The organism is Pseudomonas sp. Root569, assembly GCF_001427465.1.
Lineage (GTDB): Bacteria > Pseudomonadota > Gammaproteobacteria > Pseudomonadales > Pseudomonadaceae > Aquipseudomonas > Aquipseudomonas synxantha.
Window position 1 is genome coordinate 67,595 of record NZ_LMGQ01000001.1, and the last position, 16,510, is coordinate 84,104.

Consider the following 16,510-nt stretch of genomic DNA (forward strand, 5'->3'; position numbering starts at 1 on the left):
TTCTGCCCCACCCTTTTATCAGAACCACTCTAAACCATTGATGAACAAAGCAATTTCAGACCTGTCCTCCCACACCCCAATGATGCAGCAGTACTGGCGCCTGAAAAACCAGCACCCTGATCAGTTGATGTTCTATCGCATGGGCGACTTCTACGAGATCTTCTATGAAGACGCGAAGAAGGCCGCCAAGCTGCTGGACATTACCCTGACCGCGCGCGGGCAGTCGGCGGGGCAGTCGATTCCGATGTGTGGGATTCCTTATCACTCGTTGGAAGGCTACCTGGTCAAGCTGGTGAAACTGGGCGAGTCGGTGGTGATCTGTGAGCAGATCGGTGACCCGGCCACCAGCAAAGGGCCGGTGGAACGCCAGGTGGTGCGCATCATCACCCCAGGTACGGTGAGTGATGAGGCGCTGCTGGATGAGCGTCGCGACAACCTGATCGCTGCGGTATTGGGGGATGAGCGTCTGTTCGGCCTGTCGGTGCTGGATATCACCAGTGGCAATTTCAGTGTGCTGGAGATCAAGGGCTGGGAGAACCTGCTGGCGGAGCTTGAGCGTATCAATCCGGTGGAGTTGTTGATCCCGGATGACTGGCCCAAGGATTTGCCCGCCGAGAAGCGTCGTGGGACCAAGCGTCGTGCGCCGTGGGATTTCGAGCGTGATTCGGCGCTGAAAAGCCTGTGCCAGCAGTTTTCGGTGCAGGACCTTAAAGGCTTCGGCTGCGAAACCCTGACCCTGGCCATCGGCGCCGCGGGTTGCTTGCTCAGCTATGCCAAGGAAACCCAGCGCACCGCCCTGCCGCATTTGCGCAGCCTGCGTCATGAACGCCTGGACGATACCGTGGTGCTCGACGGCGCAAGCCGTCGCAACCTGGAGCTGGACACTAACCTGGCCGGTGGGCGCGATAACACCCTGCAATCGGTGGTCGACCGTTGCCAGACCGCCATGGGCAGCCGCTTGTTGACCCGTTGGCTGAACCGTCCGCTGCGGGACTTGACCGTGCTGCAAGCGCGTCAGACGTCTATTACCTGCCTGCTGGACGGCTATCGCTTTGAAAAGCTGCAGCCGCAACTGAAAGAAATCGGCGATATCGAACGTATCCTGGCACGGATCGGTTTGCGCAATGCACGGCCCCGTGACCTGGCGCGCCTGCGTGATGCCTTGAGCGCCCTGCCGCAGTTGCAAGTGGCGATGACCGAGCTGGACACGCCGCACCTGCAACAGCTGGCGGTGACTGCCGGCACGTACCCGGACCTCGCGGCACTGCTGGAAAAAGCCATCATCGACAACCCGCCCGCGATCATCCGTGATGGCGGCGTGTTGAAAACCGGCTATGACAGCGAGCTTGATGAGCTGCAGTCCCTGAGCGAAAACGCCGGGCAGTTCCTGATTGACCTGGAAGCCCGCGAAAAAGCCCGCACCGGCTTGGCGAACCTTAAGGTCGGCTACAACCGGGTTCACGGCTACTTCATCGAGCTGCCGAGCAAGCAAGCCGAGTCGGCGCCTATCGACTATCAACGTCGCCAGACCCTCAAGGGCGCCGAGCGTTTTATCACCCCGGAGCTCAAGGAGTTCGAAGACAAGGCGCTGTCGGCCAAAAGCCGCGCCCTGGCCCGGGAAAAGATGCTGTACGAAGCCTTGCTCGAGGACCTGATCAGCCGCCTGGCGCCGTTGCAAGACACCGCCGCCGCCCTGGCGGAGCTGGATGTACTAAGCAACCTCGCAGAACGAGCGCTGAATCTTGATTTGAACTGCCCACGGTTTGTCAGCGAGCCCTGCATGCGCATTGTGCAAGGTCGCCACCCAGTGGTGGAACAAGTGTTGACCACGCCGTTCGTCGCCAACGATCTGTCGCTGGACGACGATACCCGCATGCTGGTGATCACCGGTCCGAACATGGGCGGTAAATCCACCTACATGCGCCAGACCGCGTTGATCGTGTTGTTGGCGCATATCGGCAGCTTTGTGCCGGCAGCCAGTTGCGAGCTGTCCCTGGTGGACCGCATCTTCACGCGGATCGGTTCCAGTGATGACCTGGCCGGTGGGCGTTCGACCTTCATGGTGGAAATGAGCGAAACCGCCAACATCCTGCACAACGCCACCGAGCGTAGCCTGGTGCTGATGGATGAAGTGGGACGTGGTACCAGCACCTTCGACGGCCTATCCCTGGCCTGGGCGGCGGCCGAACGCCTGGCGCATCTGCGTGCCTACACGCTGTTCGCCACCCACTACTTCGAACTGACGGTGTTGCCGGAAAGCGAACCGCTGGTGGCCAACGTGCACCTCAATGCCACTGAGCACAATGAGCGCATCGTGTTCCTGCACCATGTGCTGCCAGGGCCAGCCAGCCAGAGTTACGGCCTGGCCGTGGCGCAGCTGGCCGGTGTGCCGAACGACGTGATCACCCGCGCCCGCGAGCACCTCAGCCGCCTGGAAACCACCGCCCTGCCCCATGAAACAGTGGTCGCCAGCCCCGCCAAGGCCAGCAAGAAACCGGCCGCGCCGCACCAGAGCGATCTGTTCGCCAGCCTGCCCCATCCGGTACTGGATGAGTTGTCCAAGCTTGACCTGGATGACTTGACACCACGTAAAGCGCTCGAAATGTTATATGCACTGAAGACTCGGATATAACGCAGACGCTTGCAAGCTGGTAGACTCTCGCGCGGTTTGGGATGCTGTGGGCTTTTAGCCTGGCCTGCAGACTATCGCTCCCAAACCTCGCGAGCCCCGCCGGAAGGGGTTTCGCTGCCGCCGCCTGAGGAGAAAATTAGAAATGACCTTCGTCGTCACCGACAACTGCATCAAGTGCAAGTACACCGACTGCGTAGAAGTGTGTCCGGTGGACTGCTTCTACGAAGGCCCGAACTTCCTGGTTATCCACCCGGATGAGTGCATTGACTGCGCCCTGTGTGAGCCGGAATGCCCGGCCGTCGCGATTTTCTCCGAGGACGAAGTCCCGGCGGAGATGCAGGAGTTTATTCAGTTGAACGTCGAGCTGGCGGAGATCTGGCCGAATATCACTGAGAAGAAAGATCCGCTGCCCGATGCCGCGGAGTGGGATGGCAAGAAAGGTAAGATTGCAGACCTCGAACGCTGATAGCGTCGTCGCCCCCTAAAAGGCCCCTTGCGGGCCTTTTTGCGTTTATGAAGGACGCTTTTACTTTTCTGCAGGCGAAAAAAGGGGCGGTATGACCCGCCCACATTTTTTCCCTAGTCCCTGTATTCCTTTTCATCATCCTGATGAATCGCATCCTGCGACATTCCTTCAAACCATCGTTCCTTGATGGCTGTGTCAATCCGTGGACACAGGACTGATCTTAGAGGGTTCAATGAGAAGTTCAACGGGATCCAACGTGCGAACTGACACGCGCCCACACCAAAATTAAGATAAATAATTGTTATATTTCAAATGGATAGAAAAAACTCGCACGCATTTGAGACGTACACACCCAGCAAAAAAACCAAACGCTTACGAGAAAGTAAGCGAATGCTTACACGCCCAATTGGGTAATGCGCGAAGTCGCATGCTTGACCTGTAAGCGAGCCAAAAAAAGCCCCGACCACGTCGAGGCGTTTTGTCCCTCGACTGGATCAGTCGTCACTGACCGTAATGGTCGGCATCGCCGGGGCAGCCGCTTCCTGCAACACGATGCGCGCGCCCACATGACGGGCCAGTTCCTGATAGATCATCGCGACCTGCCCATCGGGTTCGGCCGCAACAGTGGGTTTACCGCCATCGGCCTGTTCGCGGATATCCATCGACAGCGGCAACGAGGCGAGCAGTTCGACGCCGTATTGTGTCGCGAGCTTCTCACCCCCGCCCTCACCAAACAGATGCTCGGCATGACCACAGTTGGAACAGATGTGCACCGCCATGTTCTCAACAACGCCCAGCACTGGAATATTGACCTTGCGGAACATCTCTACGCCTTTCCTGGCGTCCAGCAGTGCCAGGTCCTGGGGCGTGGTAACGATCACCGCACCCGCCACCGGGACTTTCTGCGCGAGGGTCAGCTGGATGTCGCCAGTGCCTGGCGGCATATCGATCACCAGGTAGTCGAGGTCGCCCCAGGCCGTCTGGGTGACCAGTTGCAGCAACGCACCGGAGACCATCGGCCCCCGCCAGACCATCGGTGTGTTGTCATCGGTAAGAAAGGCCATGGACATCACTTCCACGCCCAGCGACCCGATGGGCACGAACCATTTCTGGTCCTTGACCTTTGGCCGTGTGCCTTCGGCGATACCGAACATCACGCCCTGGCTCGGCCCGTAGATATCGGCGTCGAGAATACCCACCCGTGCACCTTCCCGGGCCAGGGCAAGGGCCAGGTTGGCCGCGGTGGTGGATTTACCCACGCCACCCTTGCCGGAGGCCACCGCCACCACGTTCTTGACGTTGGCCAGGCCCGGGATCTGTGCCTGAGCCTTGTGCGGCGCGATCACACACTGGATGTTGACCTTGGCCGAAGCCACGCCGTCCAGGCCCTCGATGCCCATTTGCAACATCTGCGCCCAACCGCTCTTGAACAGGCCGGCGGCATAGCCCAGCTCCAGTTGTACCGAAACCTGGTCACCCTGGACCTCGATGGCACGTACGCAACCGGCACTGACCGGGTCCTGGTTCAAATAAGGGTCGGTGTATTGGCGAAGAACGGCTTCCACCGCTGCGCGATTGACGGCGCTCATGGGCTACTCCCGAAAAAAGACTGACTGAAACAGGCGGCTATCCTAACCGTTCCGGCCGGCGAACGGCATGCTTTCTGAGGCGCCGAAAATTCTGAAACAGCCTCACGGGGTGAAATAAATTTCCCGGCGCTTTATAGTGGCCGACCTCCGTTTCATCAAGTAGCCGAGCCCCATGTCCGAGCCACGCAAGATCCTCGTCACCAGCGCCCTGCCCTATGCCAATGGTTCCATCCATCTTGGCCATATGCTTGAGTACATCCAGACCGATATGTGGGTGCGCTTCCAGAAGCATCGCGGCAATCAATGCATTTATGTCTGCGCGGACGACGCCCACGGTTCGGCCATCATGTTGCGCGCCGAAAAGGAAGGCATCACCCCGGAACAACTGATCGCCAACGTGCAGGCTGAACACAGCGCCGACTTTGCCGAGTTCCTGGTGGACTTCGACAACTTCCACTCGACCCACTCCGAAGAAAACCGCGAGCTGTCGAGCCAGATCTACAAGCGCCTGCGTGACGCCGGGCACATTGCCACGCGCTCGATCACCCAGTATTTCGACCCGGACAAGAAAATGTTCCTGGCCGACCGCTTCATCAAGGGCACCTGCCCGAAATGCGGCACCGAAGACCAGTACGGCGACAACTGCGAAAAGTGCGGTGCCACCTACGCGCCGACTGACCTGAAGAATCCGAAATCGGCCATTTCAGGTGCCACCCCGGTGCTCAAGGATTCCCAGCACTTCTTCTTCAAGCTCCCGGATTTCCAGCAGATGCTGCAAACCTGGACCCGCAGCGGCACCCTGCAGGACGCGGTGGCCAACAAGATCGCCGAGTGGCTGGATGCTGGCCTGCAACAGTGGGACATCTCCCGCGATGCGCCTTACTTCGGTTTCGAGATCCCGGACGAGCCGGGCAAATACTTCTATGTGTGGCTGGATGCGCCGATCGGCTACATGGCCAGCTTCAAGAATCTGTGCGACCGCACGCCGGAGTTGGACTTCGACGCGTTCTGGGCCAAGGACTCCACCGCCGAGCTGTACCACTTCATCGGCAAGGACATCGTCAACTTCCACGCGCTGTTCTGGCCAGCGATGCTTGAAGGCTCGGGCTACCGCAAGCCAACCGGCATCGCTGTGCACGGCTATCTGACGGTCAACGGCCAGAAGATGTCCAAGTCTCGCGGCACCTTCATCAAGGCACGCACCTACCTGGATCACCTGTCGCCGGAATACCTGCGCTATTACTACGCCTCCAAGCTGGGCCGTGGCGTCGACGACCTGGACCTGAACCTGGAAGATTTCGTACAGAAGGTCAACTCGGACCTGGTCGGCAAAGTCGTCAACATCGCCAGCCGTTGCGCCGGGTTTATCCACAAGGGCAACGCCGGTGTAATGGTGGCGGAAAACGCCGCGCCGGAACTGACTGAAGCCTTCCTGGCGGCCGCGCCAAGCATTGCCGACGCCTATGAAGCCCGCGACTTTGCCCGCGCCATGCGCGAGATCATGGGCCTGGCCGACCGTGCCAACGCCTGGATCGCCGACAAAGCACCCTGGTCGCTGAACAAGCAGGAAGGCAAAGAAGCTGAAGTCCAGGCGATCTGCGCCACCGGTATCAACCTGTTCCGCCAGTTGGTGATCTTCCTCAAGCCGGTCCTGCCACTGCTGGCCGCCGACGCCGAGGCGTTCCTCAATGTGGCTCCCTTGACCTGGGCCGACCACGCCATGTGGCTCAGCAACCATCAGTTGAACGCGTTCAAGCCGCTGATGACCCGTATCGACCCGGTGAAAGTCCAGGCCATGACCGACGCTTCGAAAGAAGACCTGATTGCCAGCCAGACCGATACCGGGCAATCCACACCTGCGGGCAATGGCGAACTGGCCAAGGACCCGATTTCCCCGGAAATCGATTTCGACGCCTTTGCCGCCGTTGACCTGCGCGTGGCGCTGATTATCAAGGCCGAAGCCGTGGAAGGTGCCGACAAGCTGCTGCGCCTGACGCTGGACATCGGTGACGAACAGCGCAACGTGTTCTCCGGGATCAAGAGCGCTTATCCGGACCCGTCCAAGCTCGATGGTCGCCTGACCATGATGATTGCCAACCTCAAGCCACGGAAAATGAAGTTTGGCATTTCCGAAGGCATGGTGATGGCAGCTGGCCCCGGAGGCGAGGAAATCTACTTGCTGAGCCCGGACAGCGGCGCCAAGCCGGGTCAACGTATCAAGTAAGTCCTGCAAAATGCCCCGTTTCAACGACGGGGCTTTTCAGCTTGCCCACCTCACAGGGCCGGGCGTCAACGCTATGATCAAAGCATGAACCTCATTCAACGTATCGACGCGCTGCTACCGCAGACTCAATGCGGCAAGTGCGGGCACCCGGGCTGCAAGCCTTACGCCGAGGGCATCGCTAAAGGCGAGGCAATCAACAAGTGCCCGCCGGGTGGGCAAGAAACCATCACTGGGCTTGCGTACTTGCTACGCGTACCGGTGCTGGACCTGGATACCAGCCGCGGCGAAGCCCCGGCGCAGATTGCCTATATCCGCGAAGCCGAATGCATCGGTTGCACCAAATGCATCCAGGCTTGCCCAGTGGATGCCATCGTCGGCGCCGCCAAATTGATGCATACGGTGATAATCGACGAGTGCACCGGTTGCGACCTGTGCGTCGCCCCCTGCCCTGTCGACTGCATTGAGCTGCGCCCACTGGTCAGTGTCGTCCCCATAGTGGGTGGCCTGGCGACCAACGATCTCGAGCGCCATGAACGTAGCCTCAAGCGTGATCGGGCACGCAGGCGTTATGAACAACGCAATGCGCGCCTGCAACGGGAAGAAGAACACAAGCTCGCTGAACGCCTGGCACGTTCCAAGCGCCCGGCGCCGACGGACGCAATACCTGTAGATAACCATCAGGTTGTTCAGGAAGCTGCGATCAAGAAAGCCAAGATCACCGTCGCGATGAGCCGCGCCCAGTTGTACAAATCCTTGAAAGCGTTTGGCCATCCACCGACTTTTGACCAGCAGTCGCAACTGATCGTCCTGCAACGGCAGTTCGAAGCTGCGGAGCAGGTGCTGGCCATGCTTGAGGTGGACAGCCCGCCAGCGACAGCAATTCCCAAGGACCCAGCACTCAAGCGGGCCAAGATCCAACTGGCCATGCGTCGCGCGGAATTGAAAAAGGCGCAGGAGCAGCGTGCTGACAACCAGCAACTGGCCACATTGAGTGCCGCGTTGACTGCCGCCGAGTACAACCTGCATGAAGCTGAAGCAGCCTCCGAGCAGCCGCGACCGGCTTTGCAGCGTGTGGAAAAACGCCCTATCGACAGCCAGCTGCGCCAGTTGAAAACCGCGTTGGCCTACGCTCGCGCTGATGTCAGCAAATTACAACGCCAACCGGCCCCACCTGTAGATGAATTGAACGCCGCCCAGCGAAGGCTGGACGAGGCAGAGCGTCAGCTGCAAGCCCATAGACCGAGCCCAGAATGAGTCAGGGGGGCCTTGCTACACGACATGGCCGCCACCACGTTGATACCTGCCAGGTTTAGACCTGGGCTTTTTTCAAATGACGTAGACCACCCGCAAGGAATCGCTCTGCCCATGAACGCCGCAAAACGCCTGGAAATTTTCCGCAGGTTTCACGAAGACAATCCGGAACCCAAAACCGAACTGGCCTACTCCTCGCCGTTCGAATTATTGATTGCGGTGATCCTGTCGGCTCAGTCCACCGACGTGGGCGTCAACAAGGCGACGGCCAAGTTGTACCCGGTAGCGAATACCCCCGCAGCGATTTATGCCCTCGGCGTGGAAGGCTTGTCCGAATACATCAAGACCATTGGCCTGTACAACAGCAAAGCCAAGAACGTGATCGAGACATGCCGCCTGCTAATGGAACTGCACGCAGGCGAGGTACCGCAAACGCGTGAAGCCCTTGAGGCCTTACCGGGCGTAGGGCGTAAGACCGCTAACGTCGTACTCAATACGGCATTCCGGCAACTGACCATGGCGGTGGACACGCACATTTTCCGCGTCAGCAATCGAACCGGTATTGCACGCGGGAAGAATGTGGTCGAGGTGGAGAAACAACTGATGAAGTTCGTGCCCAAGCCGTATCTGCTTGACTCCCACCACTGGCTGATCCTGCACGGGCGCTACGTTTGCCAGGCGCGTAAGCCACGCTGCGGCAGCTGTCGCATCGAGGACCTGTGTGAATACAAGGACAAAACGTCTGACGATTGAGCGACCATTAGGTTTCTTGATCAGTCGATTGAAAAAATCTTTTTTACCCACTCGCGGTTTATCGCTATAAGGAGCCCCAATGGCAGTCTTAGCCTGGAGTTAACCTTATGAGCACTGGCAAAGAACAACTGGAAGTGGACGACGACCTCGTTGAGTCGGACGACGATGGGGTAGAGGCACCTGTTGCAGAGGTGGCCAAGACCAATTTGAGCAAACGCCGCACTATCGACAATCTTCTGGAAGAGCGACGCTTGCAAAAACAGCTGGCCGATTACGACTTCGATTTCTGATCGATGCGCCAACGACCGGAAGCCTCCCTGACGGAGGCTTTTTTCTGCCGGTTACACGGGTGTACGAGCGTTGCAATGCCCGCCTAGACCAGGCCGTTGCGCTGGGCCAGTTCGATCAGGTCCACGAGGGAGCGGGCATTGAGCTTGAGTAGCAGGCGAGTCTTGTAGGTACTGACGGTTTTGTTGCTGAGAAACATGCCGTCGGCAATCTCCTTGTTGGTTTTACCACGAGCCAATTGTTGCAGCACCATCATCTCTCGTCCTGACAGGCGTTCGACCATATCGGCTTCACTGGCGTTGCCCATGGTTGAGCGCACCGAGTTCAGCGCCTGGTTCGGGAAGTAGCTGTAGCCGGAAAGCACCGCCTTGATGGCACTCAACAGTTCTGTCAGATCCTGCTGCTTGCACACATAGCCGGCCGCCCCTGCCTGCATGCAGCGCATGGAAAAATGGCCAGGAGCTTGTGACGTCAGCACCAGCACCTTGAACGATACAGCCTGCTTGGTCGAAGCCAGCCGACAAATAACTTCCAGGCCATCGAGCTTGGGAATTCCTATATCCAGTATGACAATGTCCGGCATATGTTCCCGTGCAAGTTGCAATGCATCGACACCGTTATCAGTCTCGGCAACGACCTCATAACCATGACGCTCCATTAGCATGCGCACAGCAAGACGAATGACGGGATGATCATCCACGATCAGCACTTTATTCATGAGAAAGTCCAATTTCGCTGTTCGAATTATTTAGAGCAAGCACAATAGCCTAGTCGATTGCTAGTTGGCATAGCATTCACCCCCGAGCAACAGCAGGCAGAGACCCACCCCACAAGAAGATAGGAATTAACCTACAAAAAATCGCCAACTTAGAGGTGTGTGGCTTTATGCTTCCTTTCAGACCTTTCTCGACACATACATATTTTGAGTGAAATATCCCTGGCATAAGCCGCAAAAGGTAAACGTGCCGCACATGTCTTTCAGGAAATGCCCCTTGTTTCTCGCGATGATGCACGCAAAGTGGCGAGCACATTCCATTTACGTTAGTTCCATTTAACATATTTACACACACTCAAAATTCCTACAGAAAATTCAACATGTCGCATACCTCCACCACTTACATGAGTGAATTTTCTGTCAGAAATAGTTCCTCAGCAGATGTAAAAAATCATTCATCCTAAAAAATAAAAGACAACAACCTAAATCACCCTTACAAGTTGCGCAAAGACTTACACAGGGTAAACGTAAATAAACATCAACACCTATTTAACGCTTGCCTACCAATACCGAGGCAAAAAAAATGGCCCCTTGAACAAGGGGCCATTTTCACAATGCGCCTGACAGTCAGAACAACGAGCGGCCCTTGTTGGCAGCAATACGCATGCGCAGTGCGTTCAACTTGATAAACCCGGCCGCATCCGCCTGATTGTAGGCCCCGCCGTCTTCTTCGAACGTGGCAATGTTGGAATCGAACAGCGACTCATCGGACTTGCGGCCTGTGACAATCACATTGCCCTTGTACAGCTTCAGGCGCACGACGCCATTCACGTGAGCCTGGGAAGCGTCGATCATCTGTTGCAGCATCAGGCGCTCAGGGCTCCACCAGTAGCCGGTGTAGATCAGGCTGGCGTACTTAGGCATCAGTTCGTCTTTGAGGTGGGCCACTTCACGGTCCAGGGTGATGGACTCGATGGCGCGGTGGGCGCGCAGCATGATGGTGCCGCCAGGGGTTTCGTAGCAGCCACGGGACTTCATGCCTACGTAGCGGTTCTCAACGATGTCCAGGCGCCCGATACCGTGCTGGCCGCCGATCCGGTTCAAGGTCGCCAGTACGGTGGCCGGGGTCATTTCAACTCCGTCCAGCGCAACGATATCGCCGTTACGGTAGGTCAGTTCCAGGTACTGCGGCTTGTCAGGAGCGTTCTCCGGGGAGACGGTCCATTTCCACATGTCCTCTTCGTGCTCGGTCCAGGTGTCTTCCAGCACACCGCCTTCATAAGAGATGTGCAGCAGGTTGGCATCCATCGAGTACGGCGACTTCTTCTTGCCATGGCGTTCGATCGGAATGCCGTGCTTTTCAGCGTAGTCCATCAGCTTTTCACGGGACAACAGGTCCCATTCGCGCCAAGGGGCAATCACTTTTACCCCTGGCTTGAGGGCGTAGGCACCCAGTTCGAAACGTACCTGGTCGTTGCCCTTGCCGGTGGCGCCATGGGAAATGGCGTCGGCGCCGGTTTCGTTGGCGATTTCGATCAGGCGCTTGGCGATCAGCGGACGTGCGATGGAGGTACCCAGCAGGTACTCGCCTTCGTAGACAGTGTTGGCGCGAAACATCGGGAAGACGAAATCGCGGACGAACTCTTCGCGCAGGTCGTCAATGTAGATCTCTTTCACGCCCATGGCTTGCGCCTTGGTACGTGCAGGTTCGACCTCTTCGCCCTGACCCAGGTCAGCGGTGAAGGTCACCACTTCACAGTTATAAGTATCCTGCAGCCACTTGAGGATCACCGAAGTGTCCAGGCCGCCGGAATACGCGAGAACGACCTTGTTTACGTCGGCCATGCCATCACTCCACGGGGTTGTACGGAAAGGCGTCGATTCTACCGATCAAAACCGTGAAATTACAGGGGCGCGACAGCAAATGAAGATAAAGCGACAGATTATGTCGAGCGGGCGACCGATGGTCGCCCCTTATGATGTGGCTGCAGGATTGCTCGGCGCAGTGGCCTGGGGTGCCGGTTTCTCGGGGGCCGCTACCCGCTCCAGCTGGATATTCACACGCCGGTTACGGGCGCGGTTGGCCGCATTGGTGTTGGGCGCCAAAGGATAGCTTTCCCCATGAAACCGCAGGGTAATATGCGATTCCGCGATGCCGTTGGCCTTGAAATAGTCCATCACCGCCAGGGCGCGCCGGCGCGAGACATCGCGATTGGTCAGTCGGTTGCCACTGTTATCCGAATGGCCGTTCAACTCGACGTGATTGACCGTGGGGTCGGCTTTCATGAATGCAAGAATCACCGACAGCTTCTTCTTGGCAGCCGCGTCCAGTTCGATGCCGCCACCGGGGAAGCCGACTTCAGTCTGTTTGACCTGGTCATAATTCATTGGCAGCAGCTTGGTGGTGCACAACTGATAGTCGCTGTAGGCCTTGTTGAACTTCACCGGCAGCAGGCGAATTTCCGAATAACCACCCTCACGTCCGTAATGCCGCACGGTCGGGCTACGCCCCTCGAGCAAGCCGGTGAACAGACGCCCGGCCTGGGCTTGGGAGCTGTTGAACAATACGTCACCACTGCCGACCCGTACGGCGCCGAGGTTGATATCGCCTCGGCCCGGCTGCCAGGGCGCAGCAGCAGCCAACAAAGTCGCCGAACCTGCGCCGAACGAGCCGTTATAGGCCTTCAAGCGAAACGTCGCCTGCTCACCGGCGCGGCGCACGAATTCGCCGGAGCCGAAATCGGTGATCGGCTGGATCAGGCGGCACTCGAACTGGTCACCTTCTACCTTCCACTCAATATTCTCCAGGCGGGTCTGGAACGTGAGGGCCATCGCAGGCAGGCTGGCGAACACACTGAGCAGGGCTAGATAATGCTGGCGCACGGGAAGGCTCCACTGGTTTCTACAACACTTCAAAGCGTCATACATCGTTAAGGCATACCCGGGAATATCGGTCGCATCCGGCAAAACTTGATAGCGAGTGCCTGCAAGAGTCTTTTCCGGTAGCATTCCCACCAGATTGACCCGCCTGGAATCCCCAATGTCCGACCGCCTGACCCTGCTGCGTCCCGACGACTGGCATATTCATCTTCGCGATGGTGCTGCGTTACCCCAAACCGTGGCTGATGTGGCGCGCACGTTTGGCCGTGCCATCATCATGCCTAACCTGGTACCTCCGGTGCGCAATGCCGCAGAAGCCGATGCCTATCGCCAGCGCATCCTCGCTGCACGACCGGCCGGCAGCTGCTTCGAACCGTTGATGGTGCTCTACCTGACCGACCGCACCCAGCCTGACGAAATTCGTGAAGCCAAGGCCCGCGGCTTCGTGCACGCCGCCAAGCTGTATCCGGCCGGCGCGACTACCAACTCCGATTCCGGCGTGACCAGCATCGACAAGATCCTGCCAGCCATCGAAGCCATGGCCGAGGTCGGCATGCCGCTGCTGATCCATGGGGAAGTCACCCGTGGCGACGTGGACGTGTTTGATCGCGAGAAGGTGTTCATCGACGAGCACATGCGTCGCGTGGTCGAGCTGTTCCCGACCCTGAAGGTGGTGTTCGAACACATCACCACGGCCGATGCCGTGCAGTTCGTCACCGAGGCTTCGGCCAATGTGGGCGCGACCATCACCGCCCATCATCTGCTCTACAACCGCAACCACATGCTGGTGGGCGGGATTCGGCCGCACTTCTACTGCCTGCCGATCCTCAAGCGCAACACCCACCAGGTGGCGTTGCTGGACGCCGCCACCAGCGGCAACCCGAAATTTTTCCTCGGCACCGACTCCGCGCCCCATTCCCAGCACGCCAAGGAAGCCGCGTGCGGTTGCGCCGGTTGCTACACGGCGTTCGCCGCTATAGAGCTGTATGCCGAAGCGTTTGAACAGCGCAATGCCCTGGACAAACTCGAGGGCTTCGCCAGCCTCAATGGCCCGCGTTTCTACGGCCTGCCGGCAAATACCGACCGCATCACCCTGGTTCGTGAAGACTGGACCGCCCCTGCCAGCCTGCCATTCGGCGAGCTGACTGTTATCCCGCTGCGCGCCGGTGAAACACTGCGCTGGCGCCTGCTGGAGGAAAGCAAGTGAGTGAAGACCATTACGACGACGAACAAGAGCACAGTGGTGGCGGTTCCCGTCACCCGATGGCCGAGCGGTTTCGCGGCTATCTGCCGGTTGTCATCGACGTAGAAACCGGTGGTTTCAATTGCGCCACCGACGCCTTGCTGGAAATCGCCGCTACCACTATCGGCATGGATGAACACGGTTTTGTGTTCCCGGAACATACCCACTTCTTCCGCGTCGAGCCATTCGAAGGCGCCAATATCGAAGCGGCAGCCCTGGAGTTCACCGGCATCAAGCTCGACCACCCGCTGCGCATGGCGGTGAGCGAAGAAGCGGCGCTGACCGATATCTTCCGCGGTGTGCGCAAGGCGCTGAAGGCCAATGGCTGCAAACGCGCAATCCTGGTGGGCCACAACAGCAGTTTCGACCTGGGCTTCCTGAATGCCGCCGTGGCGCGGCTGGACATGAAACGCAATCCGTTTCACCCGTTCTCCAGCTTCGACACCGCCACCCTTGCCGGTCTGGCGTATGGCCAGACCGTGTTGGCCAAAGCCTGTCAGGCGGCCGGTATCGACTTCGACGGCCGTGAGGCTCATTCGGCCCGCTACGATACCGAAAAGACTGCCGAGCTGTTCTGCGGCATCGTCAATCGCTGGAAGCAGATGGGCGGCTGGGAAGACTTCAGCGATTGAAGTTGAACCCCGCACATAAAAAAACCGGCCCTCTCAGGCCGGTTTTTTTTTACCGTGAAACGGGCGCTTACAGCTTGCCAGCGTTCTCGGTCAGGTAAGCAGCAACACCTTCTGGCGAAGCGTTCATGCCCTTGTCGCCTTTTTTCCAGTTGGCAGGGCAGACTTCACCGTGCTCTTCGTGGAATTGCAGGGCGTCGACCAGGCGAATCAGCTCTTCCATGTTACGACCCAGCGGCAGGTCGTTGATGATCTGCGAGCGAACGACGCCCTTGTCGTCGATCAGGAACGCGCCACGGAAGGCCACGCCGCCTTCGGATTCAACGTCGTAGGCCTTGGCGATGTCATGCTTCATGTCGGCAGCCATGGTGTATTTGACTTTGCCGATGCCGCCATCATTGATGGCAGTGTTGCGCCAGGCGTTGTGGGTGAAGTGGGAGTCGATGGAAACAGCCACTACTTCTACGTTGCGCGCCTTGAAGTCGTCCATGCGGTGGTCCAGGGCGATCAGCTCCGAAGGGCAGACGAAGGTGAAGTCCAGCGGGTAGAAGAAGACCAGGCCGTATTTGCCTTTGATGGCTTCGGACAGTTTGAAGCTATCAACGATTTCGCCATTGCCGAGGACGGCTGGGACGTCGAAATCCGGGGCTTGTTTACCGACGAGTACGCTCATTGGATATCTCCTGATATGGGATGACGATTGAAGCAAAAGGACCGGTCGAGTCTGCCTGTAGAATCCGACAGAAACATGACGCAATCACGCTTCATGAAGACCAACCATCATACACTGAAAAAACCGTTCGTCAGCGCATGGGCAATACGCGGCTGATCGTTGACGAAACTACTTTGACAATCATTCTCGTTAACATTAAGATCCATCGCACTTAAGCCTTAAACCCGCGACGGTTCTCCCTTATGTATGTCTGCCTCTGCACTGGCGTCACCGACGGACAAATCCGCGAAGCGATCTACGAAGGTTGCTGCAGCTACAAAGAAGTGCGTGAAACCACCGGCGTTGCCAGTCAGTGTGGTAAATGTGCGTGCCTCGCCAAGCAAGTGGTACGGGAAACCCTGACGCAGCTGCAAACAGCCCAGGCCGCGCTCCCCTACTCGACAGAATTTACACACGCCTGAAAAGGCTGTTTTAAAGAACCGGACCCAGTGTCCGGTTTTTTTATGCCTGTAATTCAATTAGTTAGCGCCAAGACGCGGAACACAAACATTCTTATTCCGATTAATTTTCATTTATTATTCAATAACTTAGGTTTGACACTAGGAATTTCACCGCTCAGACTCTGCCCTATACACAGCTATTACAGGGCAGGACCCCAGTCATGAAAGGCGACATCTCAGTCATCCAGCAACTCAACAAAATCCTTGCCAATGAACTGGTCGCGATCAATCAGTACTTTCTGCATGCGCGCATGTACGACGATTGGGGCCTGGAAAAGCTTGGCAAGCGCGAATATAAAGAATCGATCAAGGCTATGAAGGATGCCGACGCGCTGATCAAACGCATCCTGTTCCTGGAAGGCCTGCCGAACGTGCAGGACCTGGGCAAGCTGAACATCGGCGAGCATACCCAGGAAATGCTCAGCAGCGACCTGGGCTTTGAGCGCAAGAGCCATAGCGACCTCAAGGCCGCCATCGCCCATTGCGAAACCAAGGGCGACTTCGGCAGCCGTGAACTGCTGGAAGACATCCTGGAAGACCAGGAAGAGCATATCGACTGGCTTGAAACCCAGCTGGGCCTGATCGACAAGGTCAGCCTGGAGAACTACCTGCAATCGCAGATGGGTGAATAACTCCTAGCGTACAAAAAAGCCCCGCTCTCGTATTG

15 protein-coding genes are annotated in these 16,510 nt (G+C 57.9%); 10 read left to right on the forward strand and 5 right to left on the reverse strand.

Annotation, left to right across the window (positions count from 1 at the left end; translation table 11 throughout):
- Positions 1-52 precede the first annotated feature (52 nt).
- Together mutS and fdxA are read left to right on the forward strand one after the other, a co-directional pair.
- A complete protein-coding gene (mutS, locus tag ASD70_RS00400; protein WP_162252743.1) occupies positions 53-2,632 on the forward strand; it encodes a DNA mismatch repair protein MutS in 2,580 nt (859 codons plus the stop codon).
- Between the two features lie 142 nt (positions 2,633-2,774).
- Positions 2,775-3,098, forward strand: coding sequence for a ferredoxin FdxA (gene fdxA, locus ASD70_RS00405; protein WP_046071163.1), 324 nt, complete (start codon positions 2,775-2,777; stop codon positions 3,096-3,098).
- Between the two features lie 494 nt (positions 3,099-3,592).
- Here the strand turns inward: fdxA and apbC are convergent, their stop codons facing one another.
- A complete protein-coding gene (gene apbC, locus ASD70_RS00410; RefSeq protein WP_056845414.1) occupies positions 3,593-4,687 on the reverse strand; it encodes an iron-sulfur cluster carrier protein ApbC in 1,095 nt (364 codons plus the stop codon).
- A gap of 172 nt (positions 4,688-4,859) precedes the next feature.
- Between apbC and metG the strand changes: the two genes are divergently transcribed.
- From metG to ASD70_RS00430, 4 genes are all read left to right on the forward strand, one after another.
- Entirely contained in the window at positions 4,860-6,911 is a 2,052-nt protein-coding gene (gene metG / locus ASD70_RS00415; RefSeq protein ID WP_046071161.1) for a methionine--tRNA ligase, read from the forward strand.
- Positions 6,912-6,995: 84 nt separating this feature from the next.
- On the forward strand, positions 6,996-8,165 hold the full coding sequence (gene rsxB / locus ASD70_RS00420) for an electron transport complex subunit RsxB (protein ID WP_056845415.1): 1,170 nt from the start codon (positions 6,996-6,998) through the stop codon (positions 8,163-8,165).
- 111 nt (positions 8,166-8,276) lie between these two features.
- Positions 8,277-8,915 carry an endonuclease III gene (gene nth, locus ASD70_RS00425; RefSeq protein ID WP_046071159.1) on the forward strand — a complete coding sequence of 213 codons (639 nt, stop codon included), beginning with the start codon at positions 8,277-8,279 and terminating at the stop codon, positions 8,913-8,915.
- Between the two features lie 107 nt (positions 8,916-9,022).
- Entirely contained in the window at positions 9,023-9,205 is a 183-nt protein-coding gene (locus ASD70_RS00430) for a PA3496 family putative envelope integrity protein (protein WP_046071158.1), read from the forward strand.
- An 83-nt stretch (positions 9,206-9,288) separates the two neighbouring features.
- Here ASD70_RS00430 and ASD70_RS00435 read toward each other — a convergent pair whose 3' ends face one another.
- From ASD70_RS00435 to ASD70_RS00445, 3 genes are all read right to left on the reverse strand, one after another.
- Positions 9,289-9,921, reverse strand: a complete 633-nt coding sequence (locus tag ASD70_RS00435) for a response regulator transcription factor (RefSeq protein WP_003188986.1) — start codon at positions 9,919-9,921, stop codon at positions 9,289-9,291.
- Positions 9,922-10,545: 624 nt separating this feature from the next.
- A complete protein-coding gene (locus tag ASD70_RS00440; protein ID WP_056845416.1) occupies positions 10,546-11,763 on the reverse strand; it encodes an argininosuccinate synthase in 1,218 nt (405 codons plus the stop codon).
- Positions 11,764-11,892: 129 nt separating this feature from the next.
- Positions 11,893-12,801 (reverse strand): flagellar protein MotY, encoded by a 909-nt coding sequence (locus tag ASD70_RS00445; protein ID WP_056845417.1) that lies wholly within the window; start codon positions 12,799-12,801, stop codon positions 11,893-11,895.
- A 157-nt stretch (positions 12,802-12,958) separates the two neighbouring features.
- On the opposite strand from ASD70_RS00445, the gene pyrC reads away from it, so the two are divergent.
- Together pyrC and rnt are read left to right on the forward strand one after the other, a co-directional pair.
- Positions 12,959-14,005, forward strand: a complete 1,047-nt coding sequence (gene pyrC, locus ASD70_RS00450; protein ID WP_056845418.1) for a dihydroorotase — start codon at positions 12,959-12,961, stop codon at positions 14,003-14,005.
- Positions 14,002-14,673 (forward strand): ribonuclease T, encoded by a 672-nt coding sequence (rnt, locus tag ASD70_RS00455; RefSeq protein ID WP_046071155.1) that lies wholly within the window; start codon positions 14,002-14,004, stop codon positions 14,671-14,673. The genes pyrC and rnt overlap by 4 nt, the downstream gene beginning before the upstream one ends.
- Before the next feature lie 67 nt (positions 14,674-14,740).
- Here the strand turns inward: rnt and ASD70_RS00460 are convergent, their stop codons facing one another.
- Positions 14,741-15,343, reverse strand: coding sequence for a peroxiredoxin (locus ASD70_RS00460; RefSeq protein ID WP_003172097.1), 603 nt, complete (start codon positions 15,341-15,343; stop codon positions 14,741-14,743).
- A gap of 242 nt (positions 15,344-15,585) precedes the next feature.
- On the opposite strand from ASD70_RS00460, the gene ASD70_RS00465 reads away from it, so the two are divergent.
- On the forward strand, positions 15,586-15,804 hold the full coding sequence (locus ASD70_RS00465) for a bacterioferritin-associated ferredoxin (RefSeq protein ID WP_017526354.1): 219 nt from the start codon (positions 15,586-15,588) through the stop codon (positions 15,802-15,804).
- Positions 15,805-16,004: 200 nt separating this feature from the next.
- The gene (bfr, locus tag ASD70_RS00470; RefSeq protein WP_043048827.1) at positions 16,005-16,475 is read left to right on the forward strand and encodes a bacterioferritin; all 471 of its coding nucleotides are present in this window, start codon (positions 16,005-16,007) and stop codon (positions 16,473-16,475) included.
- The last annotated feature ends 35 nt before the right edge of the window (positions 16,476-16,510 follow it).

What these genes read in the sequence shown, in the direction of transcription:
- nth (WP_046071159.1), top strand. Translation starts at nt 8,277, where the DNA reads ATGAACGCCGCAAAACGCCTGGAAATTTTCCGCAGGTTTCACGAAGAC.
- pyrC (WP_056845418.1), top strand. Translation starts at nt 12,959, where the DNA reads ATGTCCGACCGCCTGACCCTGCTGCGTCCCGACGACTGGCATATTCAT.
- fdxA (WP_046071163.1), top strand. Translation starts at nt 2,775, where the DNA reads ATGACCTTCGTCGTCACCGACAACTGCATCAAGTGCAAGTACACCGAC.
- ASD70_RS00440 (WP_056845416.1), bottom strand. Translation starts at nt 11,763, where the DNA reads ATGGCCGACGTAAACAAGGTCGTTCTCGCGTATTCCGGCGGCCTGGAC.
- rsxB (WP_056845415.1), top strand. Translation starts at nt 6,996, where the DNA reads ATGAACCTCATTCAACGTATCGACGCGCTGCTACCGCAGACTCAATGC.
- apbC (WP_056845414.1), bottom strand. Translation starts at nt 4,687, where the DNA reads ATGAGCGCCGTCAATCGCGCAGCGGTGGAAGCCGTTCTTCGCCAATAC.
- ASD70_RS00460 (WP_003172097.1), bottom strand. Translation starts at nt 15,343, where the DNA reads ATGAGCGTACTCGTCGGTAAACAAGCCCCGGATTTCGACGTCCCAGCC.
- bfr (WP_043048827.1), top strand. Translation starts at nt 16,005, where the DNA reads ATGAAAGGCGACATCTCAGTCATCCAGCAACTCAACAAAATCCTTGCC.
- ASD70_RS00435 (WP_003188986.1), bottom strand. Translation starts at nt 9,921, where the DNA reads ATGAATAAAGTGCTGATCGTGGATGATCATCCCGTCATTCGTCTTGCT.
- ASD70_RS00465 (WP_017526354.1), top strand. Translation starts at nt 15,586, where the DNA reads ATGTATGTCTGCCTCTGCACTGGCGTCACCGACGGACAAATCCGCGAA.
- metG (WP_046071161.1), top strand. Translation starts at nt 4,860, where the DNA reads ATGTCCGAGCCACGCAAGATCCTCGTCACCAGCGCCCTGCCCTATGCC.
- ASD70_RS00430 (WP_046071158.1), top strand. Translation starts at nt 9,023, where the DNA reads ATGAGCACTGGCAAAGAACAACTGGAAGTGGACGACGACCTCGTTGAG.